Origin of the sequence: Hydrogenovibrio halophilus DSM 15072 (assembly GCF_000384235.1) — a bacterium.
Classification (GTDB): domain Bacteria; phylum Pseudomonadota; class Gammaproteobacteria; order Thiomicrospirales; family Thiomicrospiraceae; genus Hydrogenovibrio; species Hydrogenovibrio halophilus.
This window is the reverse complement of sequence record NZ_KB913033.1, coordinates 837,394-853,193: the sequence shown is the minus strand read 5'-3', so window position 1 is coordinate 853,193 and position 15,800 is coordinate 837,394. Positions and strand designations below refer to the sequence as shown.

Below are 15,800 nucleotides of genomic sequence, written 5' to 3'. Positions count from 1 at the left end.
AACATGAATTAAAGCGCTGCGAGCATGGCGTCTTGTAATGTGTCATCGGTCAGGTTGACGGGGTTGCCGGTCATGCTGCCGGAGCGGCAGTTTTCCAGCACGGGCGACAGGTTGTCGGGTGTCAGGCCGTATTGCCCCAATCCCTGGGGCACATAGCGCTGAGTCAGGTTTTCCAGTGCCTGGATCAGGGCCTGTCGCTGGGCGATTTCGCTGTCATCCCGGCGTTGATCGTTGAGCAAGGCACCGACCTGGGCGTATTTGTGCAACAGGTTTGGCGCTTGTGGCGTGTCGGTTTGAGTTTCAAGGGCATCAATATTGGCCTGGATGATCGGAGCCAGCAGGCGGGCACAGACGGCGCCGTGCGGAGCCTCGAAAAAAGCGCCGACCGGTCCGGCCAGGCCATGCACCGCACCCAGTCCGGCATTGGCGAGGGTGATGCCGGAAAGGCTTGCCGCCAGCAACAATGGCCCCAGCGCATCCTCGCGTGTTTCGGGTTGGTCCAGTTTTTCAAAGGCTTCCCGGCACAGGGTCAGGCCTTGCCAGGCCAGTGCGTCGGTCACCGGGTTGGCTTTGGCGGTGGTGTAGGATTCCAGCAGTTGTGTGAACGCGTCCATGGCCGTGGGGTAGAGCACGGTTTCCGGGCAGGTGCGAAGCAGGTCCGGGTCCAGCCAGACGCTGTGCGCCAGCAGACGTTCACTGCGAAACGATTTTTTGAATTCGCCCAAGCGCGACAGCACCGCGTTTTTGGTGGTTTCACTGCCGGTGCCGGCGGTGGTGGGCACCGCCACAAACGGCGTGGTGGTTTCGTGAAACGGATGGCCTTTGCCCACGCCTTCAAGAAAATCCATCACCGAGCGCCCGGAGGGCAGCAATCCGGCCACGGCTTTGGCGGTGTCGAGCACGCTGCCCCCGCCCAGTCCGATCACCGCATCCGGTTGTGTTGACCGGTGCTCGGCCACCAGCGCGTCCACAGAGTCGGGCGAAGGCTCGCCGCTGACCGTGCTCAGCGTCACCGCCAGCCCCTGTTTCTGCCATTGTTGGCTCAGGGTGTGTCCGAATTCACCAGGCCTGGTTAAAAAGCGGCTGCTGAGAATCAGAATGCGTTGCCAGTTCTGCTGTCGGGGCAGTGAAGCCAGTTGTTCGCGCAGGCCGTGACCGAAATGCAGGGCGGGCAGCTGGGCAATCTGAAAATGGGGGATCATAAAACGTTTCCCGTTTTTGCATGGTTGAATGAATTGTCTGGCAGGCTGCTAGCCGCCCGTCTCCAGCATGGCTTTCAAGCGGTCGATATGGGCCAGGGAATTGGCTTTGCGTTCTTCCGGGCTCATTTCGGTGCCGGGTTTGCCTTCCCAGTGTAAATGTTCTTCCGGCAGCTCTTCAAGAAAGCGGCTGGGTTCGCAACGGATGGTGTCGCCGTATTTGCGCCGTTTTTTGGCGTAGGTCATGGTCAGGCTGCGCTGGGCGCGGGTGATGCCGACGTAGGCCAGACGGCGCTCTTCTTCTAGACCGGGCGATTCCAGGTTCTGTTTGTGCGGCAGCAGCTCTTCTTCCATGCCAATCAGAAACACATGCGGAAATTCCAGACCTTTGGAGGCATGCAGGGTCATCAAGGTGACCTGGTTCATTTCGTCTTCTTTTTCGTTTTCCTGACGCTCCATAATGTCCATCAGGGTCATGTGCGCCACCACTTTTTCCAGCGGCAATTCATCGCCGTCCTCGTCTTTGGCCTTTTTGATCAGTCGTTCGATCCACAGCAGCAGATCACGCACGTTTTCGATGCGTTTCTCGGCTTGGCGCGGGGTGGCGGCGGTTTCATGCAGCCAGTTGTCGTATTCCAGCGTCTCCAGCAACTGGCGCACAAACTCGATCACTTCCTCGCCGGTTTTTTCGTCTGCGGCTTTGATCCAGTCCAGCAGTTGCTGGCCGAACACTTGCACCCGTTTGAGCGGTTTGTCGGCGAGCACGGTGCTCAGCCCCATTTCCTGGGAGGCATCAAACAGGCTGATGCCGCGTCGGGTGGCATAAGTGGCCAGTTTTTCCAGGGTGCTGGCGCCGATTTCCCGGCGCGGGGTGTTGACGATGCGCAGAAACGCGGCGTCGTCGTCCGGGTTGACCAGCAATTTCAGGTAACTGAGCACGTCCTTGATTTCGGCTTTGTCAAAAAACGACTGGCCGCCAGAGAGACGGTAGGGAATGTCCTGTTCGCGCAAAGCGCGTTCAAACAGCCGGGACTGGAAATTGCCGCGATACAGAATCGCGTAATCCCGGTATTGGGCGTTGTGGCGCATGCGATGCATCATCAGCTCCGATACCACACGCTCGGCTTCCCCGTTTTCATCCTCGCAACCAATCACGCGCAAGCGATCACCGAGGCCCATTTCCGACCAGAGTTTTTTCTCGAAAATGTGGGGATTGTTGGCGATCAGATGGTTGGCGGCATGCAGAATCCGGTTGCTGGAACGGTAATTCTGTTCCAGTTTGATCACCTGCAGATGCGGAAAGTCCTGCTGTAACAACTGCATGTTTTCCGGCTGGGCACCGCGCCAGGCATAAATCGACTGGTCGTCGTCGCCAACCACGGTAAAGCGCGCCGAGACCCCGACCAGCTGTTTGACCAGCTGGTACTGTACCGCGTTGGTGTCCTGGTATTCGTCCACCAGAAGATAGCGCACCCGATTCTGCCATTGGTCCAGAATCTCCGGGTGGGTCTGAAACAAATGCACCGGCAGGCCGATCAGATCGTCAAAATCCACCGCGTTGTAGGCATGCAATTGTTTCTGGTAATAGTCGTACAGCACCGCCTGGCTTTGTGCCAGCGCGTCTTCGGCCTCGGCCAGCGCCTGTTCCGGGGTGATCAGGGCGTTTTTCCAGCTGGAAATCACCCATTGCACGCCATCCAGCTGGTCCTCCGGCATTTGCTGTTTTTTGACCAGCTCTTTGATGATCTGCTTGCTGTCGGTGGCGTCCATAATGGTAAAGCCGGGTTTGTAGCCCAGTGCCTTGATTTCGCGGCGCAGAATGGTCAGCCCCAGATTGTGAAAGGTGGACACATGCAGGCCTTTGGTCGGAGTGTCCTTGAGCAGCTGGCTGACCCGCTCTTTCATTTCGCGGGCGGCTTTGTTGGTGAAGGTCAGGGCAAAAATATTGTGGGGTTGCACCCCTTTTTCGCGCAGCAGGTAGGCGATTTTCTCGGTGATCACGCGGGTTTTGCCCGAGCCGGCGCCCGCCAGAATCAGAGCCGGGGTGTCGATGTGGCGCACGCCTTGGCGTTGTCGGTCATTCAATCCAAACATGGGCGGTTCTGGCTCTTTCGCATCCTGAAAAGGGATCGCCTATAATAGCAAAATTCTCCTGCCAATGAGGTCGACATGCCACAAGATTCCCGACAAAATCCGCTGAAAAACGACCGGGTGATTCGCGCCCGTTTACTGGAGCACGATCTGACTTTTCACAGCACCTGGGGGCTGTTCAGCCCGCGAGACATCGATGCGGGCACCCAATTGCTGCTCAAGCATCTGCGGCTGGAACAGGAGACCGCCATGCTCGACATCGGTTGTGGTTACGGCCCGCTGGGGCTGGCCATGGCGGCACAATGCCCTCAGGCCGAGGTGCATCTGGTGGACAAGGATTTTGTGGCGGTGGATTATGCGGCGGAAAACGCGCGGCGCAACGGGTTGGACAATGCCCGGGCCTATCTTTCCAATGGCCTCAGTCATGTGCCTGCCGACACCCGCTTTTCTACCGTGGTGTCCAACATTCCGGCCAAAGTGGGCAAGGAAATGCTGACCATTCTGTTGCAGGATGTGCGGGAACACCTGCAACCGGACGGGCAATTTGTGGTGGTGACCATCAATGGCTTGCGTCAGTATATGAAGCGCAATTTTATGGAAGTGTTTGGCAATTACGAAAAGGTCAAGCAGGGCAAAGACTATACGATTTCTCGCTGTGTGAGACAAGACTGAAGGCCGGTCAGATGGGTTTTTGACCAGGCCTGGTGACGCCTGTCACGCTGCTTTCAATGACGCCTTGATCCGTTTGTGGTGTTTTTTGGCTTTTTTCAGATGGTGATGGCGCTGCGCTTTCAGGTGTTTCAGCAATTGATGCTGCTGAGCCTGGTTTAGCCGGTGGAAAGGCGGACGGGAGTGGTGTACCGCGTTTTCGAGCATGGCAAAATCGTGTTCCTTGCCTAACTGACTGCCCAGCTTTTTCAGTGCCTTGATGCTGTCGGGTTCGTCGATCACGCGCGCGTCCTGCAGCAATTGCTGCTGAAACATCAAGCGCTTGACCCATTTGCGCCACTGATGATGTTGGTCGGTCGCGTCCGCATGGCGGCGGCTGCGTGCCAGCTCGCGTACCCGTTTTTGGGTTTTACGCAGACGCTTGCCCAGTTTGCGCGGGTCTTGAATCTGCTCGGTGCGGAATTGATGCCAATGCGCCCATTCCAGGTCCAGCGCGTTTTCCAGTGAGTGGTGCAGCTTGTCGTGGGTTGGTTGCTTATGTTCGTTGGTGTCGGGTTCGTCGACGTTCAGTGCCTCTATCATATCGTCCAGGGTGTCGGCCAGTGCCGTTGGCATAGTCGGTTGGATTTTGGCCAGAGCCTCCTGTTGGACTTTCTGGTCGCGATGGCCAGACAGCTGTTTGCCGATGGCTTTCAGGTTGGCCTCACTGCGCGTGTAGAAATCGTGATCGAAAGGTTTGAGCAGGCGGGCCCAGGCACGCAGGCGCTTGGTCAGGACCCGAATGTCGTGCACGGCATCGTGGGTCAGTCCGTGTTCGTGCAGACGCCGGTTTTCGGCTTCAATCGCTTCCAGCGCCTGAGACCGGGCAAATCGAATAATGGCCGTTGCTTCGTGGGTGCTGAACATGGGTAGGATGCCTCCTGATTGGAATGCGTCAACTCTTCTACTCTAACACGAACATTTTGAGTCGGGTATGACGGTTCTTTGAAGGATTGAGGCTGGACGTTTTTGATTTGTGCACAAGGCGCGCTAAACTGGTGACGAAAGGGGTTTGGCACATTCCTCGCTAGCCGCCTGTCGGACTTAAGTCAATCGCTGCTGGAACAGGGGGCTGAGAGGCCTGTAAGCGGGAAGAAGGAGAAGGGTGTGAAAACGTGGAACATTGAGCATGGATTGGGTCGCCTGGCGTGGCTGCTTGTGGCGTTCGGATTGTTGGCCGGGTGCGAAAAACCGCCTGTGACCATTGCTTCGGCGCAGATTGTGACCGACATGGATTCCGGGTCGGGCAATTTCGACCGGTTGCTGAAAATCTGTTTTGCCGAGCCGATTGAAGCCGATTACTGGCACAAGGTTACGATCATGACCAAGCAGGCGTACAAGCTGGACGGCGGTTCGTCGATTCGGCCACTGGCTTCTGATCCCGACAATCCGTGTCATCTGCGCATTATTTACAACTACATTCACAAGGACTCGCCCCCCGGTGCGCGGGAAATGATCAAGGAATACATGGTGCCCGGCAACATTGATCAGTTGCTGGTTCAGGTGTATGAGCAGGAGCCGACGCCTGACAACAAAGTGCGCCCGATCGCTGAAAAACTGTTTCGGGACCTTTGATGACGCAAACCGTCTCCTCGCCATTGCCGGATTGGACTTATGCCTGGGACGGGCCCGTGGCCGAGGCGCAACTCAAGACCTTGCCGGAAGATTTTCAGGTGACCGAACAGCTGGGCTATGAGCTGGACGGGGACGGCGAGCATCTGTGGTTGTGGCTGGAAAAAACCGGTCAGAACACCGAATGGGTGGTGCGTGAGTTGGCCAAATTGTGGCAGTTGCCGCAGAAAGCGTTTGGCTATGCCGGCAAGAAGGACCGACAGGCGGTCACCCGTCAGTGGGTCAGTGTGCATCTGCCCGGTTGCGACGACCCTGACTGGCAGGCCGTGTCTCTGCCCGGCGTACAGGTGCTGGAAGCCAGGCGCCATCGCCGTAAGCTGCAGACCGGCGGGCTCCGTGCCAACCGATTCGGATTGCGGCTGCGTCGGTTTTGCGGCGACCGTGATGTGCTGGCTCAGCGCTTGCAGCGACTGGCGCAAAACGGTGTTCCCAATTATTTCGGGCCGCAGCGTTTTGGGCACAACGGACAGAACCTGGCGGCGGCTTCGGATTGGCTGGCTCATCCCAAACGCCGTTTGCCCCGCCATTTGCGCGGACTGTATCTGTCGGCGATGCGTTCGGCCATTTTCAACGATTGCCTGAGTCAGCGCGTGGCCGATGAGCGGTGGGATCAGGCCATTGTCGGCGATGTGCTTATGACCGATTCGGGCGGCTGCTTTGTGATGGAAGAGCTCGATGAGGCGATCATGCGACGGGTGGCGGCCGGGGAGCTGCAACCCACAGGCTTGCTCAGCGGGCGTGGCCGCCTGATGACGCAAGGCGAACCGAGGCATTGGGAAGAGGCCGTGATGGCACGTCACCCTGTCTGGCAGGCGGGACTGGAAAAGGCCGGGATGAAACAGGCGCGGCGCGCTTTGCGTCTGCTGCCTGAAAATCTGAGCTGGCACTGGGTTGGGGACGATACGCTGGAACTGGCGTTTACGCTGCCGGCTGGCACCTACGCCACCACACTATTGCGGGAATTGATCCAGTTTTAACCAAGCCTGGTGGTTTGGCAGGTTGTATCCAGGATCAGCGATACAGGTCTTTGGGGTCGATCAAAGGATCGCTCAGGATTCTGGCCTGATCGCCTTGCACTTCTGTGTAAAAGCAGCTTTTGCGGCCAGTGTGGCAGGCCGGGCCGGTCTGATCGACGATGAGCAGCAAGGCATCGCCGTCGCAATCCAGTCGCAGGGATTTCAGAACTTGTACCTGCCCCGAACTTTCGCCCTTGCGCCACAGTTTCTGACGTGACCGCGACCAATAGCACACGCGCCCCGTCTGCAGGGTTTCGGCCAGAGCGTCGCGGTTCATCCACGCCAGCATCAGCACCTCGCCCGAATCGTATTGCTGGGCGATCGCCGGCACCAATCCCTGCTCACTGAAACCGATTTGAGTCTGCACCGCGTCCCAGTCAAAGCATTGGTCTTTTTCGGCGCTTTCCAAGGCTTTGAAAGTAAGCGTTGGCTCGGACATGGTCGGCTCCCTGACGGTTATTTGCGTCGTTTGGCGGCGGCAAAAGCCTGGGCAAACGGGTTGTTGGAAATGCTTTCTTTTTCTGCCGGTTTGGTCTTGAGCGAGATTTGCGATTTGCGCCCTTTTTCCAGCAGGGCCCGAAACAGTTCGGCGGTCGCCTGGGCATCGGCCAGCGCATCGTGTGCGTCGCCGGGAAAAGGTTTGCCCAGCACCTTTTCATAGGCGTCGGTCAGTTTGGGCGTTTTGTAGAACCAGTACATTTTTTCCGACTGCCAGCGCAGGGCCCCGACCAGATCCTTGGTGAGCACGGCCACGTCCAGCCAGTTGTTGTAGTCCAGTTCAAAGGTGAGCATTTTCTTGCTCGCGCTTTTTTCCAGATAGGCAAAATCCGACTCGGTGGAATAGGCCAGCACCACATCGGCCTCGTGCAAGTGGCGGTGAATGTCGTCCCAGGCCTGGGTCAGAAACGGGGCTTCGGCCACCATTTCGGTGGTGATGTTGTGTTTGTCGTTTTCCGGGATGTCGTAACCGGGGTTGATCAACTGGTCGTACAGTTTGTTGCCGTCCAGATCGCACAGAGACACCTGAATGATGTCGGCGCTGTCTTTGGTGGCAATGTCGGTGGCTTCGATGTCGATGCAGACCACGTTTTTGCCTTTGAGTTCCTGATCGGTTTCTTTCAGTTTGAACAGGGCGTCATTGCGGCGCTCATTGATCAGGTTGATCACTTCCGAGCGGGTGAATTCCTTGACCAGTTCGGTCAGTTTTTCACGCAGTTTTTTCACCGAACGGGTCAGGGCCTGACGCACCGCGTCGTCGTCGCTGGCTCGTTCGATCAGCTGATCCACCGTCAGGACCTCGTCCTTGACCAGAAACTGCTCGAGCATACGCTCCACGATTTTGCGGGTGTCAAAGTTCAGGGTTTCCAGAGGCGGAATGCGCAAGGTGGCGGTGAGCAGGGCTTTTTCGCCTTTGGCAGGGGAGGCGATGACCTGCATGCCTTTGATGTCCAGACCATCGGACGCGGCGACCGCGACGATGTACTCTTTGATGGGTTGATTGCGTTTGTCGATCAGAATCAGCTGGGCGTTGCTCATAAGGGGTCAGAATGATGGTTGCAAAAAAACGCATTTTAACAGTTTGCTGTCGCCCTCGGGTGCAAACTGCTTTTTTGTTGCAAAAAAATAACGTCGCGTTGGCGTTAAAATGACGTTAAATGGTGATTCAAAGGAGCGTTTTATGAGACAAGCAAGATTGTTGACACTGCCGGCGCTGATGTTCCCGCTATTGGCCTGGGGCCAGAACGCGGCGGCATCGGAAGATCCGTTTGTGCAGAGCGCCAAAACCTATGCTCAGGAAGCCCAGGCGGACTGGTATACAACCTATGCAGAAGAAGTGGCGAGTGTGATAAAGCAGCAAGGCTATCTAGGTCCGGAACTGCCGATTCCGAAGGCACAGAAAGTGCAGGAAGGCGTCTATACGGTTGTGGGCAGTTTTATCTGGGGCACGCGTGAAAATTTCGGCCTGAATAACAACCTGACAGCTGTGATGTTTGACGACGGGGTGTTTGTCTACAACGCCGGGCCCAATCCGGCGGTGGCGTACAGTTTTCATCAGCAGATCAAACGCCTGACCGACAAGTCGGTGAAGTGGCTGGCGGTGGAAAACAATCAGGGCCATGCCTATCTGGGCAGCAGCTACTGGTGGGACGTGGGCGTCAGGAATCTTTACTCGCAGCGTCTGGCCAATGAAAACTGGGAGCGGAGTTTTCCCGAAGACAAGGCCCGTTACGCTACCGCACGCGGCAAAGCCATTACCGATTCGGCACGGGATGTGACCGAGCATTTCACCACGTTTGAAGACAGAAAAGTGATCGATGTCGGCGGTGGTGAAACCGTGGAACTGTACAATTTCGGCGGTGGCCACACGCCCAGCATGACCGGGGCTTATGTGCCTTCGCGCAATCTGTTGTTTACCGGTGATCTGGGCTTTAATGAACGTTTGCCGGGGCTGTTGCACGGGTCTAATGTGCTGGAATGGATGGCGTCGTTCGAGCGGATGATGGAGATGGTGCCGGACGACGTGACGGTGATCCCCGGGCATGGCACCCCTTCGGATTTGCCGACGCTGAAAGCCCGCACCTACGATTATTTTGCCGATCTGGTGGAAAAGGTGCAGGCAGTGATCGATGAAGGCGGCGATGCGCATGCGGCGCAACAGGTGGATCAGTCCGAGTATGCTGACCGCCCGGTGTTCGAACAACTGGCCAAACCCAATGCGTTGAGTGTGTATGAAACACTGATCGCCGATGCCAAAAATTAACCAGGCTTGGTTGGGTGGCTGTCACGGAGGGTGGTTTGTGCTATAGTTTTTTCTGTTGCCGTTCGGTTTTGAGGGAACGGTTAGGAGACCATAACAATGACCACCCCGATTGAGCCCGATCCTTTTTCCAAACGCACGCCTCGCGATTCCGATCTGTATGAGCCCACCCGAGCCATTCAGGCGGTGCGGCATCAGGTATCGCTGGGACTGTTGCATCATTTTTCCATTGCCACCGCGCTGGTATTTCTGCTGTTCGGAGCCAACTATGTGATCTCGGACACAAAGCTGGAGTTGGGCCTTTTCGAGATGGTTCTCGGTTTGGCGCAGCTACTCAATCTGTGGATCGTGAGGCGTTTCGGCCTGCTGCTGTTCGGGCTGCGTTTTCTGGTGATTTCCGTCTACTTTATGAGTCTGCTGATTTTTGTGTCAGGTGGGCTCGGCAATACCGGTTACCTCTGGTTGCTGTTCATTCCATTGTTCACCATGTTGCTGTTCCCTTCGCGAGAGGCGATTCGCTGGGTGCTGGCCTATTCTGTGGTGGTGCTCAGTCTGGTGGGGCTCAGTCTGGCGGATGTCCTGCCTTTGCCCTACAGTTGGGACGAACTGCGCCAGTCGGTGATTGTGTATTTTCTGGTGATGTTTCTGACCTACCATAATGAAAAAATCAAATCGATCGGACGCAATTTGTTGCAGCAGCAGAATCAAGAGTTGCACCGTCTGAGTCAGCAGGACCCTTTAACAGGGCTTTATAACCGCGGTTATCTGACCCATTTGCTTGAAAAGCAGTCGCAGGGGGCTCAGGAAGCGGGTACGCCACTGTCGCTGTTGATGGTGGATCTGGATCATTTTAAAACCATCAATGATCGCCTGGGGCATCAAGCTGGGGATCAGGTGCTGAGAAAAATCGCCACGCTACTGAAAGACGTCTTGCCGGAAGGCGTTTCCATTGGCCGCTGGGGCGGTGAGGAATTTGTGGTGCTTTGTCCCGGTCTGACCTTGTCTCAGGCTCAGGGTCTGGCCGAACAGTTGCGCCACAAAATCGAGCTGACGCCCTTTGCCGTTGATTGGTCCGTGACCGCCAGTTTCGGAGTGGTGGCTTACCACGGTGAACCCGTGGAAAATACGCTGAAAGCCGTAGACGATTTGCTCTATGCGGCCAAAGCGGCCGGGAGAAATCGGGTTTTGGTTCAAAGTGATTCAAAAACAGGAGAGGAAGTATGAAATTAAAAAAGCAAATGATGACAATGATTTTGGCCGGTGGGCTGGCGTCGAATGCGGTTCTGGCCAGTGACGACGAGCATTTTGAAGGCAAAAAACCGGCCAGCTTTGCCGAGGCTCAGGCCTTTATGGCGGAGTACAATGCCAAGCTGGCTGCGATCGTGGAAGACGGCAAGGTGACACCGGCGGAAATGGGCGAGGTGCATCAACTGACCTACACTCTTGAAAATTCGCTGGAACGAATGGAAGAAGAAATGGAGCGCATCGAAGAGGTCTTGGAGGAAGTCCATCAGGGGTCCGAGCACGGTGAGTATGAAGCGGTTTTGAAGCAAGCGCGTCAGTATCTGCAGGATTCCAGCGTGTTGCTAGGAAAGTAGGTTGGCGTGGGACCTGGCAGGGACTTGGCTCAGCCAGTCCAGAGTTGCAACAGGCCGAGCAATACTCCATAGCGCAGGGCTTTGCCCAGAGTCACCAGTAATGCAAACAACCAGAAAGGCGTTCGCATCACCCCGGCGATCAGGGTGAGAGGGTCGCCGACAATGGGCAACCAGGCCAACAACAGAGCCCAGAGCCCGTAGCGCTGAAACCAGTCCTGACTGCGATGGAGTTGCTGCGGGCTGACAGGGAACCATTTGCGATCCTGAAAGTGCAACAGGTAGCGCCCGATCAGGTAGTTCACAACCGACCCCAGGCTGTTGCCAAGGGTGGCCACGGCCCATAGCCACCAGAGGTTGTGTCCCTGACTGGCCAGCGCCAGCAGCAACGCTTCCGAACCGGTCGGGAAAAGCGTTGCCGCCAGAAAAGAGACGGCAAACAGGGAGGCATAAACCGTCATAACACCCGGTCGGCCTTTTTAAACCTTTGGTGCCGGGTCAAGCTTTCCACTTGATCGAGCAACCCATACTGGGAATCTGCTCTTGCGGGCCTTTGCCCGTTTCCGCGACCTGAATCATGGCTTCCAGCAAATCCCGTCTGACATCCTCCGCGGCGGTTTCCTTGCGAGAGGCGTCCAGTCGCCCGCGATATTGCAGTGCCAGATCGGCGTTGTAACCAAAAAAGTCCGGGGTGCAGACCGCACCATAAGCTTTGGCGACTTCCTGGGTTTCATCCAGCACATACGGGAAAGGGAAATCGTATTTTTCGGCCACTGCCTTCATGTTGTCAAACGAGTCTTCCTCGTACTCGTTGGGGTCGTTGGACATGATCGCAATGCTGTGAACGCCGTAGTCATCGCGCAATGTACGGGTGTCGCGGACCAGTCGTTCCTGAATCGCTTTGACGTACGGGCAGTGATTGCAAATAAACATCACCAGCAGACCGTTCGGGCCTTTGGCCTTGTCCAGTGTCCAGGTTTGTCCGTCCACACCGGGCAGTTCAAAATCCATGGCCGGGCGTCCGAAGTCGCACACGGGGGTGGTTAAGCTGACCATGTTGTCTCCTTATCGTTTTTTTTTATGAATCTCAGACACAAAAAACCCCGCAGAGCGGGGTTTTGATGGGCGAATGGGATTACTTGGCCTGGTTGTAAAGCGCTTCGACTTTGTTCCAGTTGACCACGTCCCACCAGGCCTGCATGTAATCCGGGCGACGGTTCTGGTAACGCAGATAATAAGCGTGTTCCCACACATCCAGCCCCAGAATCGGCGTGCCTTTGACTTCGGCCACGTCCATCAGCGGGTTGTCCTGATTGGGCGTGGAAGAAATTTCCAGTTTGCCTTCTGGCGATACGGTCAGCCAGGCCCAGCCGGAACCGAAGCGGGTGGCACCGGCGTTGTTGAACTGGGATTTCATCTCTTCCAGGCTGCCAAAGGTGTTTTTGATGTCGTCCGCCAGAGCACCGGAAGGGGCGCCCATGCTGTCGCCGGTCATCACTTCCCAGAAAAAGCTGTGGTTCCAGTGACCGCCGCCATTGTTGCGCACGGCGGTGGAGATGCTGCCGGCATTGGCAATCAACTCGTCCAGAGACTTGTCCGCATTGGGTGAGTCTTTGATCGCATCATTGAGTTTGGTGATGTAGGTCTGGTGGTGTTTGGTGTGGTGAATTTCCATGGTCTGGGCGTCAATCGCCGCATCCAATGCATTGTAGTCATAGGGTAAATCGGGCAGAGTAAATGCCATAGTGATCTCGCTCCATTTGAATTAAGTGCCCCGTTGGTGGGGCAGCTAACAAGTTTCTTCAGTCCGGTTCTATTGTAAACACTCGTGAGGCTATTGCAATGCCCGAGTGTTTTGATCAGGAATTCACCAGGCCTGGTTAAAAAATGTTGTCCAGATGCTCCGGTGGCGGTGGCATGTCTGAAAGCACTTCGTTTTCATTGGGCGGCATCTGCAGGTAATAGCCTTTGCCTTCCAGCGCGGCTTTGACTTCTTCTGCGCTGGCGCGGGCCAGAGTGCGCCCGGGGCCAATCTCAAAATCGACCACATGCTCGGGGGTGCCGAACATGACGTAGAGCTCATCGGGCAGGTCATCCAGCCCCTGCGCTCTGGGCACAAACAAATACAATTCGGCTTTTTTGGGGCTTTTGTAAGCGGATACTTCCATCAGTTCGTCTCAGCGTATAAAAAACCCCATTCTAGCATGTCCGCAGGATGGACGGAATCCACTGGCCGGTTGAGAGGGGAGCGTGGTGCGCTTGACCTGATGGGGCAATTTCATTATTCTTATCCGCTGTTTGTTCTTTAGTTCGGGTCGATTGGCGTGGTGCCCTGAAAACGCCAGCACAACATACACAACTTAACAGGAAACGGTATGTCAGAATCGAAAAAACCCAAAACTGTGATTCTCGGCGGCGGCGGCATGGTCGGACGCGCTGTGATCAATGCTCTGTCCAAACAGGGTATGGCGTGTGACGTGCTGGTGCGACGCCCGGCTCGATTCCGGGATTATCGGCTTTATGCCGGCGTTCGGGTTCTGCCGTTGACCTCGCTGGACGATTCGGCCTTTCTTGCGGATGCCTTCAAGGGGGCGAAAGCCGTGGTGAATCTGCTGGCGGATCTGACTGCCGGGCCCGAAACACTGGATGAGGAAGCGTTGGTCGGCGCGACCCAGCAAATCAAAAAAGCGGTGGAAACCGCCAGGGTTCCGCGAGTAGTGGCTCTGTCACACATTGGCGCAGACGCCAATAATGCCCGGGACAACTGGTTGTACCAGTTGGGCGAGGCCGATGCCATTACCCACACCATTACCCAGGCGCAAACCACGGTCATGCGCACCGGCCTGCTTCTGGGGGCGAATGATCAGGTCAGTAGCTGTTACGAGGCGCAGCTCAAACGCATGGCGTTGCTGCCGGTCTATCAAGCGTCGCTGACCGTTCAGCCTCTGGCTGTGGAAGATTTTGCCCAGGCGTTGGTGCAGGTTTTGCAGCGCCCGGACGGGTTTGACAAGAAGGTGACGGTTGTGGGCCCGGAGCGTATGACTCTGAAGGATGTGGCGCACACAGTGGCCGATTTGATGGAAAAAGATCAGGCCATTGTGTTGCCGATGTGTCGGCTGAATGCCCGTTTGATGGTCGCACTGGGCGAGTTGGCACCGATTCGTTCGGTCTCTGCATTTCAGCTCAAAACCCTGCGCGCGGACAAAACCGCAGACGCGGATTTTGAAGCCCAGTTCGGGTTTGCGCCCAAAAGCATTGAGCAGACGCTGGCAACCCAGGTGGCACCGGCGCACATGCGGGAACGTTACCCGGCGTTTCGTCAGGAGGCGGGGCGCGGCGATCAGGGTTGATGCGCTTTTCTTTTGTCCCCTTGTTTGCCATCAAGCCGCCGACTTCTGTCAGGCGGCTTTTTTGTTTGGGGCGGCTCTTCGGGTCAGTCTGGGACAAAAACGGCTCCAATCAGACTTTTTTTGCTTTGAGCGTTTCAGTCCGGCGGCTGGCTGACATAAAATGGATCACATGAAGCAAGCAAACGTGTATCTGGTTGGCGGCGCAGTCCGCGACCGTCTGTTGGGCTGGGCCCAGTCCGATCGGGACTGGGTGGTGGTCGGTGCCACGCCTGAATCCATGCGTGCCCAGGGCTATGTGCCGGTGGGGCAGGACTTTCCGGTGTTTTTGCATCCCGAGACCAAAGAGGAATACGCGCTGGCGCGCCAGGAGCGCAAACAGGGGCGCGGCTATCACGGCTTTACGGTGCAGTTTTCCCCCGATGTGACGCTGGAGGAAGATCTGCTTCGCCGCGATTTGACCATCAATGCCATGGCGGAATCGTCCAAGGGCGACATCATTGATCCGTATGGCGGCCGCCAGGATTTGAAAGATCGGGTGCTGCGCCATGTGTCTCCGGCCTTTGCCGAAGACCCGTTACGGGTGCTGCGCGTGGCCCGATTCGCCGCCAAACTGGCCGAATTTGATTTTCACCTGGCCGACGACACCCGGGTTTTAATGCAACAGATGAGCGCTTCGGGCGAATTGGATGCTCTGACCCCGGAGCGGGTCTGGCAGGAAGTGGCCAAAGCCCTGAAAACCGTTTGCCCCAGGCGTTTTTTCGAACTGCTGGACGAGGTCGGTGCTCTGAAGCCTCTGTTCCCGGAACTGGCCGCGCTCAAAGGCGTGACCCAACCGTCGAAATATCACCCAGAAGGGGATGTGTGGACACATACCCGCATGGTGCTTGATCAGGCTTGTCAGTTGAGCGACGCCCTGTCCGTAAGGTGGGCCGCGCTGATGCACGATCTTGGCAAGGGGGTGACGCCGCCCGAACTGTGGCCCAGACACCATGGCCATGAGCAGGCCGGTGTGCCGCTGGTCGAAGCGCTGGGTCAACGTTATCGTCTGTCCAAAAAACTCACTGCCTTTGCAACACTGGTGACCGGGTATCATGGGTTGGTGCATCAAGGGCTGGATGCCGACGGCAAACCGGCATTGCGTCCCAAAACGGTTCTGAAAACACTGAAAGCCGCCGGGGCATTGAAACAGGTCGAGACTCTGCGCGCGCTTTTGCAGGTGTGTCAGGCCGATGCGCGCGGTCGTACCGGCTTTGAGCAGGTTGCTTACCCTCAGACCGACTATTGGTTGGCGGTGCAAGCCGTGGTCGCCGCTGTGTCACCACAGCCGCTGATCGACCACGGATTTCAGGGCGCGGCACTGGGCGAAGCGTTGACCCAGGCCCGCCGTCAAGCCATCCACGATTTTCATCGTACTTACGTTGGCGCGGCAGAGCCGAGCCAGAAGGATTGAC

At 56.7% G+C, this 15,800-nt stretch carries 17 protein-coding genes; 8 read left to right on the top strand and 9 right to left on the bottom strand.

Translation table 11 applies throughout. The features are described 5' to 3' along the window. Positions 1-8: 8 nt before the first annotated feature. A complete protein-coding gene (locus A377_RS0104105) occupies positions 9-1,202 on the bottom strand; it encodes an iron-containing alcohol dehydrogenase (RefSeq protein WP_019894892.1) in 1,194 nt (397 codons plus the stop codon). Positions 1,203-1,250: 48 nt separating this feature from the next. Beyond that, on the bottom strand, positions 1,251-3,293 hold the full coding sequence (gene rep / locus A377_RS0104100) for a DNA helicase Rep (protein ID WP_019894891.1): 2,043 nt from the start codon (positions 3,291-3,293) through the stop codon (positions 1,251-1,253). 75 nt (positions 3,294-3,368) lie between these two features. On the opposite strand from rep, the gene A377_RS0104095 reads away from it, so the two are divergent. Further along, a complete protein-coding gene (locus tag A377_RS0104095; RefSeq protein ID WP_019894890.1) occupies positions 3,369-3,962 on the top strand; it encodes a class I SAM-dependent methyltransferase in 594 nt (197 codons plus the stop codon). A gap of 42 nt (positions 3,963-4,004) precedes the next feature. Here the strand turns inward: A377_RS0104095 and A377_RS0104090 are convergent, their stop codons facing one another. After that, positions 4,005-4,865, bottom strand: coding sequence for a CHAD domain-containing protein (locus A377_RS0104090; protein ID WP_019894889.1), 861 nt, complete (start codon positions 4,863-4,865; stop codon positions 4,005-4,007). Between the two features lie 240 nt (positions 4,866-5,105). Between A377_RS0104090 and A377_RS0104085 the strand changes: the two genes are divergently transcribed. After that, positions 5,106-5,573: a hypothetical protein gene (locus tag A377_RS0104085; RefSeq protein ID WP_019894887.1), complete on the top strand. Its 468-nt coding sequence runs from the start codon at positions 5,106-5,108 to the stop codon at positions 5,571-5,573. Further along, positions 5,573-6,607: a tRNA pseudouridine(13) synthase TruD gene (gene truD, locus A377_RS0104080; protein ID WP_019894886.1), complete on the top strand. Its 1,035-nt coding sequence runs from the start codon at positions 5,573-5,575 to the stop codon at positions 6,605-6,607. Before A377_RS0104085 ends, truD begins: the two co-directional genes overlap by 1 nt. Positions 6,608-6,641: 34 nt before the next feature. Here truD and hisI read toward each other — a convergent pair whose 3' ends face one another. Then, positions 6,642-7,085, bottom strand: a complete 444-nt coding sequence (hisI, locus tag A377_RS0104075; RefSeq protein ID WP_019894885.1) for a phosphoribosyl-AMP cyclohydrolase — start codon at positions 7,083-7,085, stop codon at positions 6,642-6,644. A gap of 17 nt (positions 7,086-7,102) precedes the next feature. Then, positions 7,103-8,182 (bottom strand): 3'-5' exonuclease, encoded by a 1,080-nt coding sequence (locus tag A377_RS0104070; RefSeq protein ID WP_019894884.1) that lies wholly within the window; start codon positions 8,180-8,182, stop codon positions 7,103-7,105. Between the two features lie 142 nt (positions 8,183-8,324). On the opposite strand from A377_RS0104070, the gene A377_RS0104065 reads away from it, so the two are divergent. From A377_RS0104065 to A377_RS0104055, 3 genes are all read left to right on the top strand, one after another. Next, the gene (locus tag A377_RS0104065) at positions 8,325-9,407 is read left to right on the top strand and encodes an MBL fold metallo-hydrolase (protein ID WP_019894883.1); all 1,083 of its coding nucleotides are present in this window, start codon (positions 8,325-8,327) and stop codon (positions 9,405-9,407) included. A gap of 96 nt (positions 9,408-9,503) precedes the next feature. After that, complete coding sequence (locus A377_RS12680) at positions 9,504-10,628, top strand: GGDEF domain-containing protein (protein WP_019894881.1); 1,125 nt, start codon at positions 9,504-9,506, stop codon at positions 10,626-10,628. Then, entirely contained in the window at positions 10,625-11,002 is a 378-nt protein-coding gene (locus A377_RS0104055) for a DUF6746 family protein (protein ID WP_019894880.1), read from the top strand. Before A377_RS12680 ends, A377_RS0104055 begins: the two co-directional genes overlap by 4 nt. Before the next feature lie 29 nt (positions 11,003-11,031). On the opposite strand, the gene A377_RS0104050 is transcribed toward A377_RS0104055, so the two are convergent. From A377_RS0104050 to A377_RS0104035, 4 genes are all read right to left on the bottom strand, one after another. Further along, complete coding sequence (locus A377_RS0104050; RefSeq protein ID WP_019894879.1) at positions 11,032-11,460, bottom strand: YqaA family protein; 429 nt, start codon at positions 11,458-11,460, stop codon at positions 11,032-11,034. A 37-nt stretch (positions 11,461-11,497) separates the two neighbouring features. Beyond that, the gene (locus A377_RS0104045) at positions 11,498-12,055 is read right to left on the bottom strand and encodes a thioredoxin family protein (RefSeq protein ID WP_019894878.1); all 558 of its coding nucleotides are present in this window, start codon (positions 12,053-12,055) and stop codon (positions 11,498-11,500) included. 79 nt (positions 12,056-12,134) lie between these two features. Continuing rightward, entirely contained in the window at positions 12,135-12,743 is a 609-nt protein-coding gene (locus A377_RS0104040; protein ID WP_019894877.1) for a superoxide dismutase, read from the bottom strand. A gap of 136 nt (positions 12,744-12,879) precedes the next feature. Further along, complete coding sequence (locus A377_RS0104035) at positions 12,880-13,167, bottom strand: YcgL domain-containing protein (protein WP_019894876.1); 288 nt, start codon at positions 13,165-13,167, stop codon at positions 12,880-12,882. A 207-nt stretch (positions 13,168-13,374) separates the two neighbouring features. Between A377_RS0104035 and A377_RS0104030 the strand changes: the two genes are divergently transcribed. Beyond that, positions 13,375-14,349, top strand: coding sequence for an SDR family oxidoreductase (locus tag A377_RS0104030; protein WP_019894875.1), 975 nt, complete (start codon positions 13,375-13,377; stop codon positions 14,347-14,349). Positions 14,350-14,518: 169 nt separating this feature from the next. Then, positions 14,519-15,799, top strand: a complete 1,281-nt coding sequence (locus tag A377_RS0104025; protein ID WP_019894874.1) for a multifunctional CCA addition/repair protein — start codon at positions 14,519-14,521, stop codon at positions 15,797-15,799. Position 15,800 lies beyond the last annotated feature (1 nt).